Raw genomic sequence first — 19,510 nt, 5'->3', positions numbered from 1 at the left:
CCGGGTTGTGACAGGCGGCGCAGTCACTGCCCTCAACCAGGGTCTGGCCGGGGTGGTCGCCTTCGCCCGCTTCATCCGGTCGCTCGACCCGAGTCGGATCGGTAAAGGTGCGCTGCACCCGGGTCACGCCGTTTTTCAGCCGCAAGGTCTGACTGCCCTGCCATTCACCGCTGCCGACCAATGACTGGTCCGCTGCCTCGGCCAGGCCGGTCAGGGTCAAGCCCAGCCCTTTGGGCAGGCCATTGACCGCGAACTCCCGGGTGATGATCAGGCTCTGCTCCTCCAGCCGGGCGCTGGGCTTTTCCCAGACCGTCGCCTTCCAGCCATCCGCTTCAACGTCGTAACGCAGTGCCAGCTGATCGCCGGAATAACGATGACCGCCATACTGAACGCTGGCCCCTTCGGTCTGCCACCGGGCATCCTGGGTCAGGTAGAGGTCGCCCTCGGAGACGGGCTGGGGGCCGTGTCGGGTATCGAAGACCGCGCCGGTAAAGTGCACCGTGCCCCGCCAGGCCTGGTGCAGGTTGCCGGTTTCCACGTCGTACGCCAGCTTGATGTCATCGGGCTGACGCACGGTCAGCATGCGAGCCCGGTTATCCAGCGTGGAGCGAAAGGCAATCATGTCGCCCTCCAGCGTCGCCGGGCTGGCGGCCTGGAATTCAGGCGCCGGTTCAGTTTTCTGGCAGGCCTGGGTGAGCAGCAGGCTGCCCAGGGCCGTGGCCAGCAATGCGGTGCGATGGAGGGTATAAGGGCGTTTCATGGGGCGCTCCGTTTACGTTATTCGATCGATCGGCGACGCCCGGAGGGAGCGGGCCGAATTCGGGGAAAGTGGCCGAAAATACCACAATACACCTTTTGCAATCGATTGAATACGTATGCAGGCGCCAAGCTGGGTGAAAGAACGGAAAACGTTCTGCGCGGTGCTGGAGTTAACAGATAATACGAATGGCCGTTAAGACAGAGAGAAATACCACTCCGGGGCCGACGCCCGGCCCCGGAGTGAGTCGATCAAAAATAGACGGAAAGACTGATGCTGGTGGTGTCCACATCGTCTGCCATCACGTGGCCTAATCCGATCGACACCGTGTCGGTAAAAAAGTAGTCAGCGCCGACTGCAACAGAGGTTTCTGATTCATCGTCAATATTGACATAACCGAGTGAGCCGCTAATCTCAAACGACTCAGACAGCATTGAGCGGAAACCACCTGTCAATCCGTAACCGTTGTCACTGGCACTGCCGGACTCTCCCATGTAAGCAGCGTCAACCTCTATATCCTCATAGCTCACGATAGCAAACAGATCCGTATTCACTGACAGTCCATGACGAAAACCCAACCCAAGGGAAACCGTATTAAGGTCCATTTCCAAAGTATCGCCGAACAATTCAACATCGTCCGAGAGCTGGGAAAACGCCCCAGCCACAAAAATATTCTCCGACAGCAGCGCAGAGCCACCCAAACCAAAGCCGGTCAAAGTTTCACCCTCAACGTCCGCTGATTGATAGGCGACTGACACCTGATTCCACTGAGGACGCTGATCCGCCTGCACCGCGCCCGCTGCACATACCAAGGCCGAAGCCAAAATCACTTTTTTCATATTGATCTCCATAAAACCAATCCTGGTCATTGATTCACCAGCGCCATCTAGTGTGCGCTGAGGGCGCAGTCTAGCATGGCAGAAATCAGCAAAGCTCGATTAACGGAGAACTTCCCCGGTGATCAAGTCGCGAATCTGGGAGGGTTGAGTTCGGTTACCGACACGCCCGGGAGTCACATCGTCCAGCCGGTCTTTGAAATAGCGGCGCACCTCCAGAGCGGTGCGGGCGGAGGGTTTGCCTGCCGGGTTCGCGGAGGTGGACACGATCGGGCCGCCGAAAGCGAGGCTCAGGCCAGCGGCCACGGGGTGATCAGTTACTCTCAGCGCCACCGACTCAAAGCGTCCGCTGATCCACTCGGGCACCAGGCCGGCGGTGGGCACCAACCAGGTCACGGGCCCCGGCCAGCTCTCCCGCAACTGTTGCTGAAGCCCTTTGTCCAGTCGCTCCACCAGAGGCACAAACTGCTCAATGCGGGCCGCGACCAGAATCAGACCCTTTTCCCAGGGGCGGCTCTTCAGGGCCAATAGCCGCGCCACCGCCTCGGCATTGTTGGGATCGCAACCCAAGCCCCAGACCGCCTCGGTGGGATAGGCGACCACGCCGCCAGCGCGCATGCGCTTGGCAGCACGCTGAATGCGGGGGTTGGTGCTCCAGGGAAAAGTGGTGCTCATCGGGGGCGAATCCTCTCAACAGGGGCAATAAAAGGGCGTAGTTTACTGAAAAGGGGCCTAATCGCACAGATTCGTCAAATAGGCGCTGCTCAGTTCCATCCGCTGGGTAAAAATGTACCCGGCCGGTCGGGCCGCGGGTGACGGGTTGGAGGGTATTGAACCCCCGGTTGGCGTCCATCTCATGGGGCTTCGGGGGTTTACTGACCGCTTGCACGAAGCACTTTCCCTGCTCCCTGAGCATGGTATATTGGCCGTTATACCATTGAGGGCACAAAGCGGTTACCGGTTATAAGGGGTTCCTCACGCAAGTACAGCGCCATGAGATCAGGTGCAGCACAACCAACCCGCTATAATTGACACCGGCAAGGCGGCACACATTGGCAACGATACAAGGTTAACTCATTGAGGTATGTATGAACGCTAAAGAGTCGGCACAGCACATTATTAACCAGTTGCCAGAACAAGCCTCCTGGAACGACATCATGTATGAGCTGTATGTGAAGCAAAAGATCGAGGCTGGTTTAAAAGCCGTTGAGGAAGGCCGCACCGTCCCGCACGATCAAGTCAAAGCCCGCATCAAGGCACGGCACCAAAAGCACACATGAAGATCGAATGGACAGAGTCTGCCGAACTGGATTTAGGCGACATTTATGCGTATATAGCCCGTGATGTGCCCATCTATGCCGAGCAATTCATTGATCGGATTATCGAGAACACTTTCCTGCTACATGAGCAACCGCATTATCTACCTGGTGGCAACCGACTCTCTGTATATCCTCGCGGTTATACATGGTAGTCGGGATTTGACTAAGACAGAGAACAAGCCCTGGGAAGTCGTGTAAATGGATGCCGAAAGGTCGCGGATATCCTAATAACGGATCGGACAGCGATCTCATCCTCTAATGCGAAAAATCTTTAGGAGTTCGCCAAGGCCGTACGCTCAAAGCCCGCTGCGGTTTCGGTGATCGCGCCCTTCAGTTGCAAACCAATCAGCAGTGCCGAGAGCTCCCCCACCTCCAAGTCACTGTCGTCCGCCAGTGAATCAAGATCTCTAGGATCGTGACCCAGCGCTTCGAGCACCCGTTGTTCTTTGTCTGTCAGCTCCAGAGATGCTTCCGACGAGGTGCTGAAAAGGTCGCTCTGATACCCCAGGTAACCGCCAAGCTGCTCGACAATATCCCGTGCGGTTTCCACCAGGGTTGCGCCCTCGCGGATCAGGCGGTGACAGCCCCGGGCCAGGGGGTTATGGATGGAGCCGGGGATAGCGAAGACTTCCCGGTTCTGTTGCAGGGCGTAGCGGGCGGTGATCAGGGAGCCGCTTTTGAGGGCGGCCTCCACCACCAGAGTGCCACCACTCAGGCCGCTGATGATCCGGTTGCGCTGGGGAAAGTTCGAAGGCTGGGGACTGGCCCGCAGGGGGAATTCCGATACGACGGCACCGCCGTTGGCGACAATCTCTTCCGCCAATTGACGGTGCCGGGCCGGGTAGACGCGATCAATTCCCGTGCCGACCACACCGATGGTAACGCCCTCCACATCCAGGGCGCCGGCATGGGCGAAGCCATCAACCCCCATGGCCAGGCCGCTGGTGATGGCAAAGCCCCGCCCCGCCAGAAAGGCGGCGAACTGGCGGGCATTATCGCGCCCACCTGTGGATGGATTCCGGCTCCCCACCATGGCGATCTGCGGCATGCTCAGGGCGGTCACGGAACCGCGGACAAACAGCAGCGGGGGTGCCCGGCGAATTTCCCGAAGCAGCGGTGGGTAATCTTCATCCTCCAGGCTGAGCACCTGGACTTCGGGATGCTCGGCGAGCCAATCCAGATCCTTTCGCGCACTTCGTGCCAGAGCACAACCACTGGGGTTTCGCTGGTAATCGCCCAGCGCCGCGCAAGCTTCCGGGTCCAGCCAGCCTTTGAGCACGTCGGGGGAGGCTTCAATGACCGCTCCGGCGGAGCCGAAGTGCTCCAGCAGGCGAGCGCGCTTGGCGGCGCCAGCGCCGGGTAGTCGTTGCAATAAAAGATGGGAAAAATGATGTTCTTCCATGAGGTCCTCGTGTCGTCCATGAGGCGCGGCCCGGGAGGTGGGCCGCGCGGTCTAACAATCCCAGATCTGATTGAGCCAGGGGTTAAATCAGGGGTTGAGCAGTTTGTCGTTTACGGCCAGCGGACGCTCGGCTTCCAGTACCAGAGCCAGGCTCATTTTTTCAAAGGTGCGGAAAATCATCACCAGGCCGGCACGCTCGTCCGGCAGGGTAATCCGCTCCCCGGTCACGGGGTCGCGGGTGACTTCGCCGCGCTTGTACACCGCCAGCACGTTACCCACCAGCAGCCCTTCGCGATCGCCCTTGTTCACCATGACCACGTCCAGTTTGCCAACCTGGCTAAGGCCGCCTTCAACGGCAAGAATTAGGGCATTGATCTCATCATCCGGAGCACTGGGATAGAAATTGGATTCGATTGTGCGCTCTTCACTGGGCAACAACCGATCTCCCATACGGATTTCTTCCCGAGAGGTCAGCACCTGGACACGGGTAATGTCCTCGTCGGTATTCCCCACGCGAACCGTACCGATGTTCTGCGCGTGAGTGCCCAGATATTCGCCAGTGATCGGGTCGCGGAAGTGCTCCTCTTTGCGGTACACCCCATAATTGGTCATGTCCGTTTCGAAGTCGCCACGCCCGTAGGCGTAATCACCCTCGCCCACAATAATCCGCTTCTCGGGGCCCGCCACCATGTAGGGCGCCGCCTCAAGCTCCTCTTCCGAGACAATCCGGCTGCGCGAGAGGAAGCTGTTGATCCGGTCGAGCGGGATGGTGCTGATGGCCTCGTCGCGGGGCAGCACCCGGACACTCGGGCTGAGCTTGGTCTCGCCCGGAGCCAGCTTCACCGGGCGATCCACGGTCAGTCGGGGCTCGCCGTCGATGTATACCAGAGAGATGACATCGCCCGGGTAGATCAGGTGAGGATTCTGAATTTGCTGGTTTACGTGCCAGATTTCCGGCCATAACCAGGGGGTCTGGAGGAATCGGTTGGAAATATCCCAGAGCGTATCGCCCTTCTGGACAATGTATTCGTCCGGATGGTCACTCCGGAACGCGGCCTCGTCCGCCCAACTCAACATGGCGAACAGCGGGACCAGCAGGAGCCCCAGCATCAACTTTTTCATAGAAACCGATCCTGTATTGTTAGGCCCGGGAGTGCATTGGAACCCTTCAGCCCGCTTCAATGATCCCCTGGGGACCCTCGAGGCGTATTGGTACCTATTGAATTAGGGTAAAAAGGCCCATACCGGTTATAATCCTGACACAGAGCTGACAACACGCGTAGCGGCTGTCGTCATTATTGGCGGCGCAAACCCGCGCGCTACCCGAAGCATAGCAAGTAAACGCTGTGCGATCATCATGTTAGCAACGCTTTTTCTTCTTTTACTAGAGGTTTGTCACAAAGATTATGGCGAAACTCGAGATTCTGGAATTTCCCGATCCTCGTCTGCGCACCGTGGCCAAGCCGGTCGCCCAGGTGGACGACCGCATCCGCCAGTTGGTGGACGACATGTTCGAGACCATGTATGCCGCACCCGGCGTGGGTCTGGCGGCGTCTCAGGTGAACGTACACGAGCGAGTCGTGGTCATCGATGTGAGCGAAGATCAGAGCCAGCCGATGGTGTTCATCAACCCGGAAGTCACGGTGTTGGATGAAGAGACCCTGCGCCCCTATGACGAGGGCTGCCTGTCCATTCCCGGCTTTTACGAGACCGTGGAGCGCCCGGAAAAAGTGCGTGTCAACGCGCTCGATCGTGATGGCAAGCCGTTTGAGCTGGAGCCTGATGGCCTGCTGGCGGTGTGCATTCAGCACGAGCTGGACCACCTGAACGGCAAGCTGTTCGTGGACTACATCTCCCCGGTCAAGCGTCAGCGCATTCGCAAGAAGCTGGAAAAACAACACCGTCTGCGGGCCTGATTGCGGTCCGCCCCAACCTCATCGAGCCTCATGTCCGACTCTGATTCCCCCGGCGGCCTGCGGATTGTCTTCGCAGGCACCCCCGATTTTGCCGCTCATCACCTGCGCACCCTGCTGGCGGGGCCACACCAGTTAGTGGGTGTTTACACACAGCCCGACCGGCCCGCCGGGCGAGGTAAGAAGTTACAGGCCAGTCCGGTCAAAGCCCTGGCCCTGGAGCACCACTTACCGGTATTCCAGCCGGAAACCCTGAAATCCGAGCCGGCCCAGGCCGAGCTGGCCGCCCTGAACGCGGACATCATGGTGGTAGTGGCCTACGGCCTGCTGCTGCCGAAAGCCGTGCTCGACACGCCGCGTCTGGGTTGCATCAATGTGCACGCCTCGCTGTTGCCCCGCTGGCGGGGTGCGGCGCCCATTCAGCGCGCTATTGAGGCCGGCGATGCCGAATCCGGCGTCACCATCATGCAGATGGATGTGGGCCTGGACACCGGCGACATGCTGGTCAAAGCCCACTGCCCCATCGGTCCCGATGACACCGCCGGGGCACTGCACGACCGGCTGGCCGAGCTCGGCGGCCCCGCGCTGATGACAGCTCTGGAACAGTTAGCCCAGGGCTGTGCCCAACCAGAGGCACAGGATGACGCCCAAAGCACCTACGCCCCCAAAATCACCAAGGCCGAAGCGGCGCTGGACTGGGCACGCCCGGCCACCGAGCTGGCCCGACAGGTGCGCGCCTTCAATCCCTTCCCGATCTGCCATACCCGCCGCGCCGAGTCGACCGACAGCTTTCGGGTCTGGGAAGCCAGGGCACTCGCCCACGACGGCCCGGAAGCTCCCGGAACCGTGCTGTCGGTGAGCGAAGCCGGTATCGGCGTGGCCTGCGGGGAAGGCCAACTGCAGCTGACCCGCCTGCAATTACCCGGGAAAAAAGCCCTGCCGGTGGCCGAACTGCTGCGCGGCCGGGCCGATCTGTTTACCCCCGGCGAAGTACTTGCCCGACCGGAGCCCGGCGTATGAAGGTGCGCACGGCGGCCGCCAAGTTACTGGCCGACCTGTTGCGCCAGCAGGGCTCCCTGGCGAGCCTTCTGCCCGATTACCAGAGCCGGGTGCCGGAGCGCGACGCCCCGCTGTTACAGGAACTCACGTACGGGACCTGCCGCTGGTATCCTCGCCTGAATGCCTACCTGGGTCAATTGCTGGACAAACCGCTCAAACCCAAAGAGGGGGACATTCAGGCTCTGCTGCTGCTCGGGCTCTACCAGCAGCTATACACCCGAATTCCCGATCATGCGGCGATCGGTGCCACTGTGGAAAGCACCCGAGAACTGAAAAAGCCCTGGGCCAAGGGCCTGGTCAATGGCGTCCTGCGGCGTTTTCAGCGCGAGCGAGAAGCACTGGATGGCGCGCTCGCGAACGATGACCGCTTTATCACCGCCCATCCCAACTGGCTGCTGAAACGCCTGCGCCATCACTGGCCCGAGCAGGCGGAGGCTGTGGTTGCGGCCGATAACGGTCACCCTCCCCTGACCCTTCGGGTGAACCCGGCCTACGCCGCCCGTGAAGATTACCTGGCGCAGTTGCGCGAACAGGACATCGAGGCCAGCCTCACCCCCTTCAGCCCGGTCGGGATCACCCTCCAAACGCCTTGTCAGGTAACGGCCTTACCCGGTTTTGAGGACGGTGGCGTCAGCGTCCAGGACGAAGCGGCCCAGCTCAGTGCCGAACTGCTGGAACTGGCACCCGGACAGCGGGTGCTGGACGCCTGCAGCGCCCCCGGCGGGAAAACCGGACACATACTGGAAACCGAACCGGGCCTGGCCGAGGTGGTCGCCCTGGACAGCGACGCGCGCCGGTTGAACCGGGTGCAGGAGAATCTCGACCGCCTCCGCAAGCAGGCCACCCTGCGCTGTGGCGATGCCGGCCAACCGGACGACTGGTGGGACGGCACCGCCTTCGACCGCATTCTGCTCGATGCCCCCTGCTCGGCCACCGGCATCATCCGGCGTCAGCCGGATATTAAAGTGCTGCGCTCGGCCGCCGACATCGACCGACTGAGTGCTTTGCAGGGGCGCCTTCTTAACGCGCTATGGTCCACCCTGAAGCCCGGCGGCGTGCTGGTCTATGCCACCTGTTCGATTCTGCCGGAGGAAAACACCCGGGTCGTGGAGGCGTTTGTACAGCAACATCCGGACGCCCGGTGCGATACGCTCGAGGTGGACTGGGGGCTCACACAACCCTGCGGTCGCCAGCTTTTACCACAGGACAATGGCCACGACGGTTTCTATTACGCCCGACTGCGCAAGATCGGGGAGAAAAACCACAGCGTTTAAGGCAGAATACGGCTTTCGGTCACACTGCCTGAACGCGTGATCGCGCCGAATCACGACGCGCGACGCTAGGGGACTCAAGCTAGCCTATGAAAATCATTATTCTCGGCGCCGGACAGGTCGGCGGCAGCCTGGCAGAACACCTGGCCAGCGAAGCCAACGACATCACGGTGATCGACACCAACGACGTGCGCTTGCGCGAATTGCGCGACCGGATCGATATCGGCGTGGTGACCGGTGAAGGCTCTCACCCGGACGTGCTGGTGCAGGCGGGTATCGAAGATGCCGACCTGCTGGTGGCGGTCACCAGTAATGATGAAATCAATATGGTCGCCTGCCAGGTGGCGCACAGTCTGTTCCGCACGCCCACCAAAATTGCCCGGGTGCGCTCCAACGCCTACCTGACTTACGACAAACTCTTTACCGACACCGCCATCCCCATCGATGTGCTGATCAGTCCGGAACAACTGGTCTCGGATTACATCTTCCGGCTGATCGAACAGCCCGGCGCCCTGCAGGTACTCGACTTTGCCAACGGCAAGGCCCAGTTGGTGGCAGTCAAGGCGTATCACGGCGGGCCCCTGGTCGGTCAGGAGCTGCGCTTTCTGCGTCAGCATATGCCCAACGTGGATACCCGGGTGGCGGCCATCTATCGGCGCAATCGCGCGATTGTGCCCCACGGTTCCACCGTCATCGAGGCGGACGATGAAGTCTTTTTCATCGCCGGGAAAAACGACATTCGCTCGGTGATGAGTGAACTGCGCCGGCTGGAAACCGCCTATAAGCGCGTGATGATCGCCGGCGGCGGCAACATCGGTTTGCGGCTGGCCAAAAAACTCGAGGGCCGCTATAGCGTTCGGGTGGTGGAGCACAATGAGCGGCGCTGCCGCCAGCTTTCCGAGCAGCTTGAACGCAGCATCGTGCTCCAGGGCAACGCCTCGGATCAGGACCTGCTGCTCGATGAAAACATTGAAGATACCGATGTGTTTCTGGCCCTGACCAACGACGATGAAGCCAACATCATGTCCTCCATGCTGGCCAAACGCCTCGGTGCCCGTAAGGTCATGGCGTTGATCAATAACCCCGCCTACGTGGACCTGGTCCAGGGCGGGGAAATTGATATCGCCATCTCGCCCCAGACCACCACCATCGGGAGCCTGCTCACTCACGTGCGCCGGGGCGACATGGTCAACGTGCACTCCCTGCGCCGTGGCGCGGCGGAAGCCATTGAGCTGATCGCTCACGGCGACAGTCAGTCGTCCAAAGTGGTGGGTCGGGCACTGGAAGACATCGACCTGCCCGAAGGGGCCAACATCGGGGCCATCGTGCGGGAGAAAGACGATGAAACCAGTGAAGTACTGATTGCCCACGACCACCTGGTGGTGGAGCCGGGCGATCATGTAATTGTGTTCCTGCTGCACAAGCAGCATATTCGCGACCTGGAAAAGCTCTTCCAGGTCGGTTTTACTTTCTTCTAGCGTCGGGACGGCCATGCAATTTGCCACCATCGCACGGGTTCTGGGCGTACTGCTGATGCTGTTCAGCCTGACGCTGTTGGTGCCCATCAGCGTCTCGCTCTGGTTCCACGATCAGAATTATCTGACCTTCCTGATCGGCTTCGTCATCACCTTTGGCGCCGGCGCCGCCACCTGGTTGCCGGTGCGCGGCCGGCGGCAGGAGCTTCGCACCCGCGACGGCTTTCTGATTACCGCCTTGTTCTGGTTTGTTCTCGGCGCCTTCGGTGCCATTCCCCTGTACTTTTCCATGGGACTGGATCTGTCGTTTACCGATGCGATTTTCGAATCCCTTTCAGGGCTGACCACCACCGGGGCGACAGTCATCAGTGGGCTGGACGCCCTGCCCCCGTCCATTCTGTTTTATCGGCATCAACTGCAGTGGTTGGGCGGCATCGGGATTATTGTGATCGCGGTGGCGATTCTGCCGCTGTTGGGCATTGGGGGTATGCAGCTGTACCGGGCCGAGGCGCCCGGTCCGGTCAAGGACAACAAGCTCACCCCCCGCATCACTGAAACGGCCAAGGCGCTGTTCCTGATTTATCTGGGCTTTACGGTCACCTGCTTTGTTGCCTACAAGCTGGCGGGTATGAGCTGGTTCGAAGCCCTGGGACACAGTTTTTCCACCGTGGCCAACGGTGGCTTTTCCAGTCACGATGAGAGCCTGCGCTACTACGACAGCCCGGCCATCCTGTTGATCTGTTCGGTGTTCATGGTGCTGGCCGGTGCCAACTTCGCGCTGCACTTTATTGCCTGGCGCGACAAGAGCTTATGGCACTACATGCAGGACGCGGAGTTCCGCTTTTACTTCGGCTGGATCGTTTTCGGCAGCATCGTTACGGTGTCCTACCTGTATGCGTCAGAGACCCTCGCATTCAACGACAGCCTGGTGCTCGGAATTTACAACCTGGCGTCGACGCTGACCACCGCAGGATTCGCGTCGGACTTCAACCTGTGGCCATCCTTTCTGCCCTACATGCTGTTTCTGCTCGCCTTCCTCGGTGGCTGCGCCAGCTCTACCGGCGGCGGCATGAAAATGATTCGGGTACTGCTGCTGTATAAACAGGGCGTACGGGAGGTCAACCGACTGATTCACCCCAACGCCGTCATTCCGGTCAAGGTCGGAAAGATCAGTGTACCCGATCGGGTCATTGAAGCGGTGTGGGGATTTTTTGCGATGTATGTGGTGACTTACATCGTCATGTTTCTAGCACTGCTGATGACCGGGCTGGATCTGGAAACCGCTTTTTCGGCGGTGGGCGCCTGCATCACCAACCTGGGTCCCGGCATGGGGGACGTGGCCAGTAACTACGGCGCGATCAGCGACCCGGCCAAATGGATTCTGACGTTTGCCATGCTCCTGGGGCGTCTGGAAGTTTTTACTCTGCTGGTGCTGTTCAGCCCGATGTTCTGGCGCCGGTGAACGTGGCCTCCGGGCACAACATCACCCGGTTACGCCCCTGGTCCTTGGCCTGATACAGCGCCCGATCGGTTCGGACAAAGGCATCGATATAGGGCTCACCGGCACGGATCTGACAGACTCCGAAACTGGCGGTCAAACGTACCTGCTCGTCCATTTCAATCCGGGCCTCGGAAACCAGTTGCCGGATCTTTTCCGCCAGAACCACCGCACTTTTGGCATCTGTGTTGGGGCACAGGAGCAGAAATTCCTCACCGCCCCAGCGACAGAGCACATCCTGCTTGCGGGTGTACTGATCCAACAGGTTCACCAACTGGCGCAGAACCTTGTCCCCGGCATCATGACCGTAGGTATCGTTGAAGGTTTTGAAATGGTCCACATCCAGCAGGATCAATGAGATGGGCTGGAATTCGTTCTGGTGAATCATCTGGGACAGACGCTGTTCAAAACCGTAACGATTGTAGGCCCCGGTAAGCGGGTCGCGGGTGGACAGTTGCTTGTAGCGGTCGGTTTCCTCTTTCAACTGCGCATTGCGATTGGAGAGGATATCCAGTTGCCGACGGTGGCGCCGGGTAATCCGGGACAGGAGAACCAACCGATGGGTGCCCCAGGCACCCAGCCCTACCAGCCAGATCAGCAGAATGCTCAGGTACCAGGTGGCGGCCGAGATCCACTCACCGACGAAACTCGCCTCCTTGATGATCACATCATAGTGTCCCGGCTCCAGCGCCTGCGCATAACCGATACCGATGGCGATCACATTGTGAAACGCGGGACGCCTTAGCTCTCGCGGCAGGTCTCGAGCACTGCTCCACCAATCTGCCAGAGACAGCTCATCAAAACCGATTCTCAGGGTTCCCCCCAACTCTCCGGCCTTGATGTCGAACTTGTTGAATTGGGCACTGTTGTTATCGTCCGGGTTGGAGTAACGCTCATCGTAATGGCGCATAAAGAACTGCACGTCCTGGTTATGACCCGGGGTTTCCAGCTGTAGCTCGAAGGCCTCAAAGTCGGTCAGATCCAACCCGTGCAGATTGTCTTCGGACAACAAGAGGTTGATGCCGCAGAACACGTAATCGCCCTCCGGCTCGACCCGGCAGCGCCAGTGGTAGTCCTCTTGCGGCCCGACCCACTCCGAATGGCTCGGCCCGCCCTGCATGGCGTCACCGTAGGGTGCGAGAATGATGGTACTGTCGGCGTGGGGTACCAATGAGTGCTGCCGCTCGGGAATCAGCGGGTGTGCGGCCACAGCCAGCAGGGTAATGGCAATGGCCACCAGCAAAAAATGCAAGGAGCGACTGGGAGACATGGCGGCGCCGTTTTTGTTGAATATTGCGCCAATTGTAGCAAGCAAGCTACTTCTTTGGGCGACTTCCCGGGCCATTTATCAGATTATTCTGCTATGGTTAGCCGGTAGTTATAACCATAAACGAGGTCATACCATGCGACTCATAACTCTGTCTTTCTGTGTTTGGCTGCTGACGGCCTGCAGCCTCCAACCCCACGGCCAATCCGAAGGTTCCGAACCGCAATTGGAACGCCTGAGTTTTACCAGCGCTCTGGATGGCAGCGAGCGGCAGTTTTTCGTGTATTTGCCCAGAGGCTATGAAACTCAAACCGGGAAGGACTGGCCGGTGCTTTTGTTTCTGCACGGCAACGGTGAGCGAGGCAATGGCCGGGACGAGCTGGACTATGTACTGGCCCATGGGCCGCTGTACGAAGCCTGGATCCAGAAGCGGGACCTGCCGTTCATCATGATCGTGCCCCAGCTCCCCATGTTCGGAATGGATGAGCACGCGGATTACCTGCGCAACCGGGACCCGTCTCAAATACCCCAACGATTGGCCGATGGGGTTCCACCCCGCCCGGCGGATTTCCCGACGCCCGAGCCCATGAATGGCGTGCCTGCACCCGCCTCCATGGACGACATTCCCCCCACCCTGCCCAACGGCTGGGATCGCATTGAAGACGACCTGATCATGATGCTCGACCGGATCGAGGCCAACTACCGGGTGGATCAACAACGGGTCTATCTCAGTGGCCTGAGCTACGGTGGCTTCGGTACCTGGTATATGGCCAGCCAGCACCCGGAGCGCTTTGCGGCCATCAGCCCGGTGGTGGGCTGGGGCCATCCGGACCTGATGGCACCCATCGCGGAACACCAGCTCCCCCTATGGGCGTTCGCTGCCGGACGTGATCCGGTCGTCACCATTGAGCATTTTTACCCCGGGCTGAACGAGTTGGAAAAGCTCGGACACCCCGCGGTGCGCTTTACCAACCACGAGGACATGGGCCACGACGCCTGGACCCGGGTGTACCGCAGCGAAGACCTGTACCGCTGGTTGTTGGGGCATTCCCGGGCGGACGAACCCTCAGGGGAGTAAGTTGGCCCAGGCCTTGGTGCCAGGATCAATTTTTACATCTCCCTCATGACGGCCGGGAATGGGTGCAAAGCGCAAGGCCTGCTTGGCACCCACTTCCGAGGCAAAGTAGCCCCAGAGGGTCAGTTGCTTGATCATCCGGTAATAATCGGCGTCGCTGTCCTGCTCCAGCGCCAATAACAATTGCTCTCGTTGACCCGGTGTCAGTGACCGAACATCGGTGTTGAACTGAGCCTGGCTGCGCTGCTGCAGATCGGCCAATCCTCGCAGAAAAACCTGTTGTTCCGCCGGCGTGTAGTAACCGCTGACCATCGCCTGCATAAAAGCGCCGATACCGGCGGCTTTGGCACCGGGTGAATCCTCGGTGCTGGGCAGAATGGTCTCACCAACGTCACTGAGCAGTGCCACCTCCGGTTCGGCCAGCACGGGTTGAACGGCCGTAGGCAATGCGCCGCTTAAAAAGGCGGACGCACCGAACACCTGCGTGGCCGATACCAGACCCAGCGCACCCATCATCGTGTGTAATGCCTGTCTGCGATTCATCTCGCCCCCTTACAGATTGCGTTTATTGAGTTGATCCACCGCGTAATGCGCGGCCCGGGCCGTCAATGCCATATAGGTCAGGGACGGATTCTGGCAGGCGGACGAGGTCATGCAGGCGCCGTCGGTCACAAACACGTTGGGCACCGCATGCAGCTGGTTGTGACCATTGAGCATGGAGGTTTTGGGGTCACGCCCCATGCGGGCGGTGCCCATTTCATGAATGGCGAGCCCCGGGGCCTGCTCACTGTCAACGGTCTGAATGTTCTTGTAGCCGGCTTTTTCCAGCATCTCGGCGGCGCTGTCACGAATGTCCCGGGTCATATGGTGCTCGTTGTCCGAGTAATCACAGTCCATATTCAGCAGTGGCATGCCCCAGGCATCGGTCTGGTCCTTGCTCAGGGTCACTTTGTTGTCAAAGCGCGGCAGAAACTCCCCCATACCGGTCATATTGATCCGCCAGGGGCCCACCTCACTCATCTTGTGTTTGAACTCGGCACCCAAAGGGGCATCCCCTCCATCAACGTTGCCCTGGGCCCGATAGGCACCCACCGAGTAGGAGAAACCGCCGATGTACTGATCCTGCTTGTCGTCAAAAATATTCCGGAACCGGGGCAGATAAGTGCCGGTGGGGCGACGGCCGTAATAGTAACGGTCTTCCAGCCCCTCCACCTCGGCACTCGCCCGGGCGCGATAATTGTGATCCATCAGGTAGTGACCCAGCACCCCACTGTCGTTACCCAGACCGTTGGGGAAGCGCTCGGAGGTGGAGTTTTTCAGAATCAGCGTTGTGTTCAGGGTGCTCGCATTAACGAAAATGATGCGCGCGAAATATTCGGTCACCGCCTTGGTTTCGGCATCGATCACCCGGACGCCAGTGGCACGCTGTTTCTGCTCGTCGTAAATGATGGAGTGCACCACCGAGTGTGGACGCATGGTCAGGTTGCCGGTGGCCGCGGCAGCCGGCAGGGTTACCCCGTTGCTGCTGAAATAACCGGTAAACGGGCAGCCCCGGGCGCAACGGGCCCGGTACATGCAGGGCCCGCGTCCATTGTGATGTTGCGACAGGTTGGCGGTGCGGGACATCACCAGATGGCGATTGGGGAACTGGCTTTCGATGGACTGCTTGAAGTGTTTCTCCACCGCATTCATTTCCATCGGTGGCAGGAACTCCCCATCGGGAATCTGCGGCAGGCCGTCGCGGTTGCCACTGATACCGGCAAACTTTTCCACGTGGCTGTACCAGGGGGCAAGGTCCTGATAGCGGATGGGCCAGTCCACACCGACGCCGTTGCGGGCGTTGCTCTCAAAGTCGAAATCGCTCCAGCGCTGCACCCAGCGAGCCCACATCAGCGACTTGCCACCGACCTGATAACCGCGAATCCAGTCAAAGGGTTTGCTTTGCTGGTAGGGGTGCTCGGCGTCTTTGACAAAGTGATGGGCGGTCGCCTGATTGACCGCGTAGCAGCGCGACAACACCGGGTTGGCGGCTCTGAACTCCGCGGACATCTCCCCGAACAGGGGCAGGTCCCAGGCCTCTTTGTGGGCGGTGGGGTAATCTTCAATGTGCTCGATGTGCCCGCCCCGCTCCAATACCAGCGTCCGCAGGCCCTGCTCACACAGCTCCTTGGCCGCCCAACCCCCGGAAATACCGGAGCCGATGACGATGGCATCGTAGGTATGCGATTGCTTGCCCGCTCCCAGAATGGTCGCGCTGACCTTGGTTGTCGCCATAACCACACCTTATCGTTATTGATCAATTTCGGGGTACACTGCCCCCACTGGCGAGCCATTATTACCCACCTGTGCAACAAATGAAACCGGTTGCACGGTCAAAAAATGCTCGCTAGACTGACCCAACCATTCAAAATCGACAATAAAGTGAGGACTTATGGACCGGATACCGCTAGGACGACGCCATTTCCTGAAAGGCGCCGCCACCCTCGGTGCCGCCGTGGCGGCGGCCTCTACTCTGCCCGGATGTGGCAGCCTGATCGGCAAGCGCAATACCTTCGATATTTCCCTGGCGCAGTGGTCCCTGCACCGCCGCTTCTTCAGCGGAGACGCCAACCCCATGGACTTCGCGGCCATTACCCGGCAGGAATTCGAGATTGGCGGTGTCGAGTACGTCAATCAGTTCTACAAGGACAACCTCTCCGACGCCCTGGTCCAGGACCTGCGCCAGCGGGCGGACAATGAGGGCGTGCGCAGCCTGTTGATCATGATCGACGGCGAAGGCGCCTTGGGTGCCCCCACCGAAGCCGATCGGAAACAGACTGTGGACAACCACAAAAAATGGGCCGACGCCGCCCACGCCCTGGGTTGCCATTCCATCCGGGTAAACGCCCAAAGCCAGGGCAGTTACGACGAACAGCGCGAGCGCGCGGCCGACGGCCTGGTCAAGCTGGCGGAGTACTGCGAACCCCTGGGCCTGAACGTACTGGTGGAAAACCACGGCGGCCTGTCCTCCAACGCCCGTTGGCTGAGCCAGGTGATGGAAACCGCCAACCACCCACGGGTGGGCACCCTACCGGATTTCGGCAACTTCACCATCAATCGCGAGACCGGCGAGAGCTACGACAAGTATCAGGGCGTGCGCGAGCTGATGCCTTATGCCAAAGCGGTGAGCGCGAAGAGCTATGCCTTTGATGCTCAGGGTAATGAAACCAGCATCGACTTTCACCGGATGATGGATATCGTCATGGCCGTGGGTTACAGCGGCTGGGTGGGCGTTGAGTACGAGGGCGATAAGCACTCGGAAGCGGAAGGGATTATTCTGACGCGGGATTTGTTGCGGTCTATCAAGGCTGGTTGATTTTCGTTGGGCCATAGAAACTCCTAGTTTTTATGGCCCAACTTTTACTTTTTGACCTCCTGAACCTCAACACTGAGCTCGGCTAAAAACTTAAAATCACGACTGTCGTCCTTAGGACTGTACCCTGGGAATCTCGCGGCGGACCTTGAGAAAACGGTAGACGCCAATCCCCGCCATGACCAATCCACCAAAAATGGCGACCCAGGCCAGCACGTTCAGAACCGGTTGTTCCGGTAGAAACTGCAGTACCACACCACCACCGATGATGACGGACAGCGCCGTGCGTATGTAGGACAGCAGGGTACGCTCGTTGGCCAGGTGGGTGCGCTCAACCGCAAGGTGGTCGCGCAGATCGGTATCACTCACTAAGAACCTCCATAGGGGTTTCTCGCAGATAGTCAGTCATGGCTCAGGGTCTCATTGAATAGTCTGTAATGAGGGATTCGACAGGCTGTCACGATAGATGACCGTGCAATTGCGTCCTGCCGCTTTGCCTTCATACAGCGCCTGATCGGCGTGTTTCATCATTTCATTGACGCTCAGCGCCTGGCCATGACGTTGCACCGGGGTCACACCACAACTGAGTGTGTGTGCGATGGAGTGCCCCTCGTAGAGGGTCGGTGTTCGGGCAAACTCTTCCCGGATACGCTCGGCAATAGCGCGTGCCGACTGTACTCCGTCGGTTCGCACCAACAAGGCGAACTCCTCACCACCGTAGCGGATGCAGACATCGGTGTCCCGGCAATGCGCCCTAAGTAATCGGGCCACTTCTCTCAGCACCTGGTCTCCAGCATCGTGGCCGTATTGATCATTGATCTGTTTGAAATAATCCAGGTCGATCATGATCAGGTACATGGGTTTTCGGTGGGCGGAACCGCTCTCGATAAAGCCTTCGTACTCACTCTGTAACAGCCGTCGGTTACCCAGACCAGTCAGTGGGTCCTGATTGGCCAGCGCCAACGCCTTGCGCCGTTCAGTTTCGAGATTCAGGAGACGCTCTGTTAACGCGACGGTCAGAAATACCGCCTCAAGCAGGCTTCCGACCTGCAACAGTATCAGTGCGTACATACCATTGGGAACAATGCTCAGGTAAGCACTGGCCAGCGTCAGAAGCAAGCTGACGCAATACAGCAGCCAGGCGAGAAAATACCAGCGCGCGTACCGCAGGCCGCTATACCACGCGTGAGCACCGATGACTGGCAGCACGAATGCAATCACTGCCAGGGTGATAAACGCGATGTGTAACGCCGGCTCGTAGGCGCCCATCAGGCGCACAGCAATCCCCACCAGAGCCACAAACTGGATTACCTGTAAAAGACGATGGTCCAGCGGGAAATGAACACGGGTATTCAGAAATGACTTGGAGAACTGGGTCGCGCAAAGTGCGAACAATAAGAACGCGATATGGAAGCCTTCGTTGTGTCCATAAACACTGTTGGGCCAGAGGTATTGAAAGCCAAAGCCGTTCAACAGCGTCCACTTCCAGCCCGTGGCCAGTAGCAATGCCGCATAGATGAAAACGCTGGGGCGACGCAGCAGGGTTCCAATGATCAAGGCAAGAAACAACATTACGGCCAGGGCGCCGTAATAGGCACCAAACCATAGATTTTCGTACTGTACCGCCTGAGTGAATGCTTCCGGAGAATACAGGGTAAACTGAAGACTGACCGAGTCCGGCTTGTCGTAATAGACCTTCAAATAAATATCCGTGTAACTCTCACCCGCTGTTTGACCTGGAAACGCCAGGGTGCGGTAATCAATCGGGCGTTCATGAAAAGAGACCCGGTCGGACAGGTGCGCTTGCTCGAACTTCGAATCGGCTGTATCACGAGTATAAAGCTCGATGTGATCTAGGTAGGACGTCTTGTGGACCAGAATCCAGGAAACGGACTTATTGTGAGAGTTAACCAACCGGGTGCGTAACCAGTAGGCCTGGCCCGATATCCCCTGATTGATGTCGGCCCGGCGCAACGGCCGGAACCCCGCGCCGGTTCGGACCTCCTGAAAGGTCAAATCCGGTGCCGCAGACCGAAATTCGACTTGATCCACCAGAGACTGTTGAGTAAGCCCCTCAAGCTCAATGACAGGCTCCCGAGCGTGGGTTGCCGTGCTGACCAGCAGCAGGACAAGCAACAAAAGAAGCGCCCGCGGCCCGAGCGTTGCCACGGTTGTCGTAGTACGGTCTGTAATCATTCAGGGGCCAGGTTCGCAGTGCCGATACCGGGAGTATAGGCGAAAAAAAAGCGCCACCCCAGTGGGTGGCGCTCATCAGCTACAGCCCGT

At 59.3% G+C, this 19,510-nt stretch carries 18 protein-coding genes and 1 pseudogene; 9 read left to right on the top strand and 10 right to left on the bottom strand.

The genetic code is table 11. The annotated features are described in order from the left end of the window. The 3 genes and pseudogenes from B3520_RS05275 to B3520_RS05265 all read right to left on the bottom strand — a co-directional run. Positions 1–760 (bottom strand): annotated as a pseudogene (locus B3520_RS05275) (hypothetical protein); the annotation flags it as partial. 248 nt (positions 761–1,008) lie between these two features. After that, positions 1,009–1,608 carry a porin family protein gene (locus tag B3520_RS05270; RefSeq protein WP_286804347.1) on the bottom strand — a complete coding sequence of 200 codons (600 nt, stop codon included), beginning with the start codon at positions 1,606–1,608 and terminating at the stop codon, positions 1,009–1,011. A gap of 87 nt (positions 1,609–1,695) precedes the next feature. Further along, positions 1,696–2,268 carry an L-threonylcarbamoyladenylate synthase gene (locus B3520_RS05265; protein ID WP_286804348.1) on the bottom strand — a complete coding sequence of 191 codons (573 nt, stop codon included), beginning with the start codon at positions 2,266–2,268 and terminating at the stop codon, positions 1,696–1,698. A 413-nt stretch (positions 2,269–2,681) separates the two neighbouring features. Here B3520_RS05265 and B3520_RS05260 point away from each other — a divergent pair, with 413 nt between their 5' ends. Together B3520_RS05260 and B3520_RS17505 are read left to right on the top strand one after the other, a co-directional pair. Continuing rightward, positions 2,682–2,873 (top strand): hypothetical protein, encoded by a 192-nt coding sequence (locus B3520_RS05260; RefSeq protein WP_286804349.1) that lies wholly within the window; start codon positions 2,682–2,684, stop codon positions 2,871–2,873. Then, positions 2,870–3,064, top strand: coding sequence for a type II toxin-antitoxin system RelE/ParE family toxin (locus B3520_RS17505; RefSeq protein WP_414673664.1), 195 nt, complete (start codon positions 2,870–2,872; stop codon positions 3,062–3,064). Before B3520_RS05260 ends, B3520_RS17505 begins: the two co-directional genes overlap by 4 nt. A 119-nt stretch (positions 3,065–3,183) precedes the next feature. Here the strand turns inward: B3520_RS17505 and dprA are convergent, their stop codons facing one another. Beyond that, positions 3,184–4,314, bottom strand: a complete 1,131-nt coding sequence (dprA, locus tag B3520_RS05255) for a DNA-processing protein DprA (protein ID WP_286804350.1) — start codon at positions 4,312–4,314, stop codon at positions 3,184–3,186. A gap of 87 nt (positions 4,315–4,401) precedes the next feature. Next, positions 4,402–5,436 (bottom strand): LysM peptidoglycan-binding domain-containing protein, encoded by a 1,035-nt coding sequence (locus tag B3520_RS05250; protein ID WP_123638790.1) that lies wholly within the window; start codon positions 5,434–5,436, stop codon positions 4,402–4,404. 284 nt (positions 5,437–5,720) lie between these two features. Here B3520_RS05250 and def point away from each other — a divergent pair, with 284 nt between their 5' ends. The 5 genes from def (at position 5,721) to B3520_RS05225 (ending at position 11,494) form a co-directional block, all read left to right on the top strand. Continuing rightward, the gene (gene def, locus B3520_RS05245; protein ID WP_286804351.1) at positions 5,721–6,230 is read left to right on the top strand and encodes a peptide deformylase; all 510 of its coding nucleotides are present in this window, start codon (positions 5,721–5,723) and stop codon (positions 6,228–6,230) included. Between the two features lie 30 nt (positions 6,231–6,260). Beyond that, on the top strand, positions 6,261–7,247 hold the full coding sequence (gene fmt / locus B3520_RS05240) for a methionyl-tRNA formyltransferase (RefSeq protein WP_286804352.1): 987 nt from the start codon (positions 6,261–6,263) through the stop codon (positions 7,245–7,247). Further along, positions 7,244–8,560, top strand: a complete 1,317-nt coding sequence (gene rsmB / locus B3520_RS05235; protein ID WP_286804353.1) for a 16S rRNA (cytosine(967)-C(5))-methyltransferase RsmB — start codon at positions 7,244–7,246, stop codon at positions 8,558–8,560. Before fmt ends, rsmB begins: the two co-directional genes overlap by 4 nt. 86 nt (positions 8,561–8,646) lie before the next feature. Continuing rightward, positions 8,647–10,035: a Trk system potassium transporter TrkA gene (gene trkA / locus B3520_RS05230; protein ID WP_123638786.1), complete on the top strand. Its 1,389-nt coding sequence runs from the start codon at positions 8,647–8,649 to the stop codon at positions 10,033–10,035. A gap of 13 nt (positions 10,036–10,048) precedes the next feature. Then, on the top strand, positions 10,049–11,494 hold the full coding sequence (locus B3520_RS05225; protein WP_286804354.1) for a TrkH family potassium uptake protein: 1,446 nt from the start codon (positions 10,049–10,051) through the stop codon (positions 11,492–11,494). On the opposite strand, the gene B3520_RS05220 is transcribed toward B3520_RS05225, so the two are convergent. Then, positions 11,469–12,845 (bottom strand): GGDEF domain-containing protein, encoded by a 1,377-nt coding sequence (locus B3520_RS05220; protein ID WP_286804355.1) that lies wholly within the window; start codon positions 12,843–12,845, stop codon positions 11,469–11,471. The genes B3520_RS05225 and B3520_RS05220 overlap by 26 nt on opposite strands. 88 nt (positions 12,846–12,933) lie before the next feature. Between B3520_RS05220 and B3520_RS05215 the strand changes: the two genes are divergently transcribed. Beyond that, entirely contained in the window at positions 12,934–13,875 is a 942-nt protein-coding gene (locus B3520_RS05215; protein WP_024461799.1) for an alpha/beta hydrolase-fold protein, read from the top strand. Here the strand turns inward: B3520_RS05215 and B3520_RS05210 are convergent. Together B3520_RS05210 and B3520_RS05205 are read right to left on the bottom strand one after the other, a co-directional pair. Further along, positions 13,864–14,415: a gluconate 2-dehydrogenase subunit 3 family protein gene (locus B3520_RS05210; RefSeq protein WP_024461798.1), complete on the bottom strand. Its 552-nt coding sequence runs from the start codon at positions 14,413–14,415 to the stop codon at positions 13,864–13,866. The two genes, B3520_RS05215 and B3520_RS05210, sit on opposite strands and share 12 nt — an antisense overlap. Before the next feature lie 9 nt (positions 14,416–14,424). Then, on the bottom strand, positions 14,425–16,146 hold the full coding sequence (locus tag B3520_RS05205) for a GMC oxidoreductase (protein WP_286875564.1): 1,722 nt from the start codon (positions 16,144–16,146) through the stop codon (positions 14,425–14,427). Between the two features lie 157 nt (positions 16,147–16,303). Between B3520_RS05205 and B3520_RS05200 the strand changes: the two genes are divergently transcribed. Then, the gene (locus tag B3520_RS05200) at positions 16,304–17,227 is read left to right on the top strand and encodes a sugar phosphate isomerase/epimerase family protein (protein WP_286805788.1); all 924 of its coding nucleotides are present in this window, start codon (positions 16,304–16,306) and stop codon (positions 17,225–17,227) included. 111 nt (positions 17,228–17,338) lie between these two features. On the opposite strand, the gene B3520_RS05195 is transcribed toward B3520_RS05200, so the two are convergent. Beyond that, positions 17,339–17,593 (bottom strand): YidH family protein, encoded by a 255-nt coding sequence (locus B3520_RS05195; protein WP_286805786.1) that lies wholly within the window; start codon positions 17,591–17,593, stop codon positions 17,339–17,341. A gap of 51 nt (positions 17,594–17,644) precedes the next feature. Next, the gene (locus B3520_RS05190) at positions 17,645–19,363 is read right to left on the bottom strand and encodes a sensor domain-containing diguanylate cyclase (protein ID WP_286805784.1); all 1,719 of its coding nucleotides are present in this window, start codon (positions 19,361–19,363) and stop codon (positions 17,645–17,647) included. Between the last annotated feature and the right edge of the window lie 147 nt (positions 19,364–19,510).

This window comes from Marinimicrobium sp. UBA4509 (assembly GCF_002388575.1).
In the GTDB taxonomy this organism is placed as follows: Bacteria; Pseudomonadota; Gammaproteobacteria; order Pseudomonadales; family Cellvibrionaceae; genus Marinimicrobium; species Marinimicrobium koreense.
The sequence above is the reverse complement of the archived record's forward strand: the minus strand, read 5'-3'. Positions and strand labels throughout refer to the sequence as shown.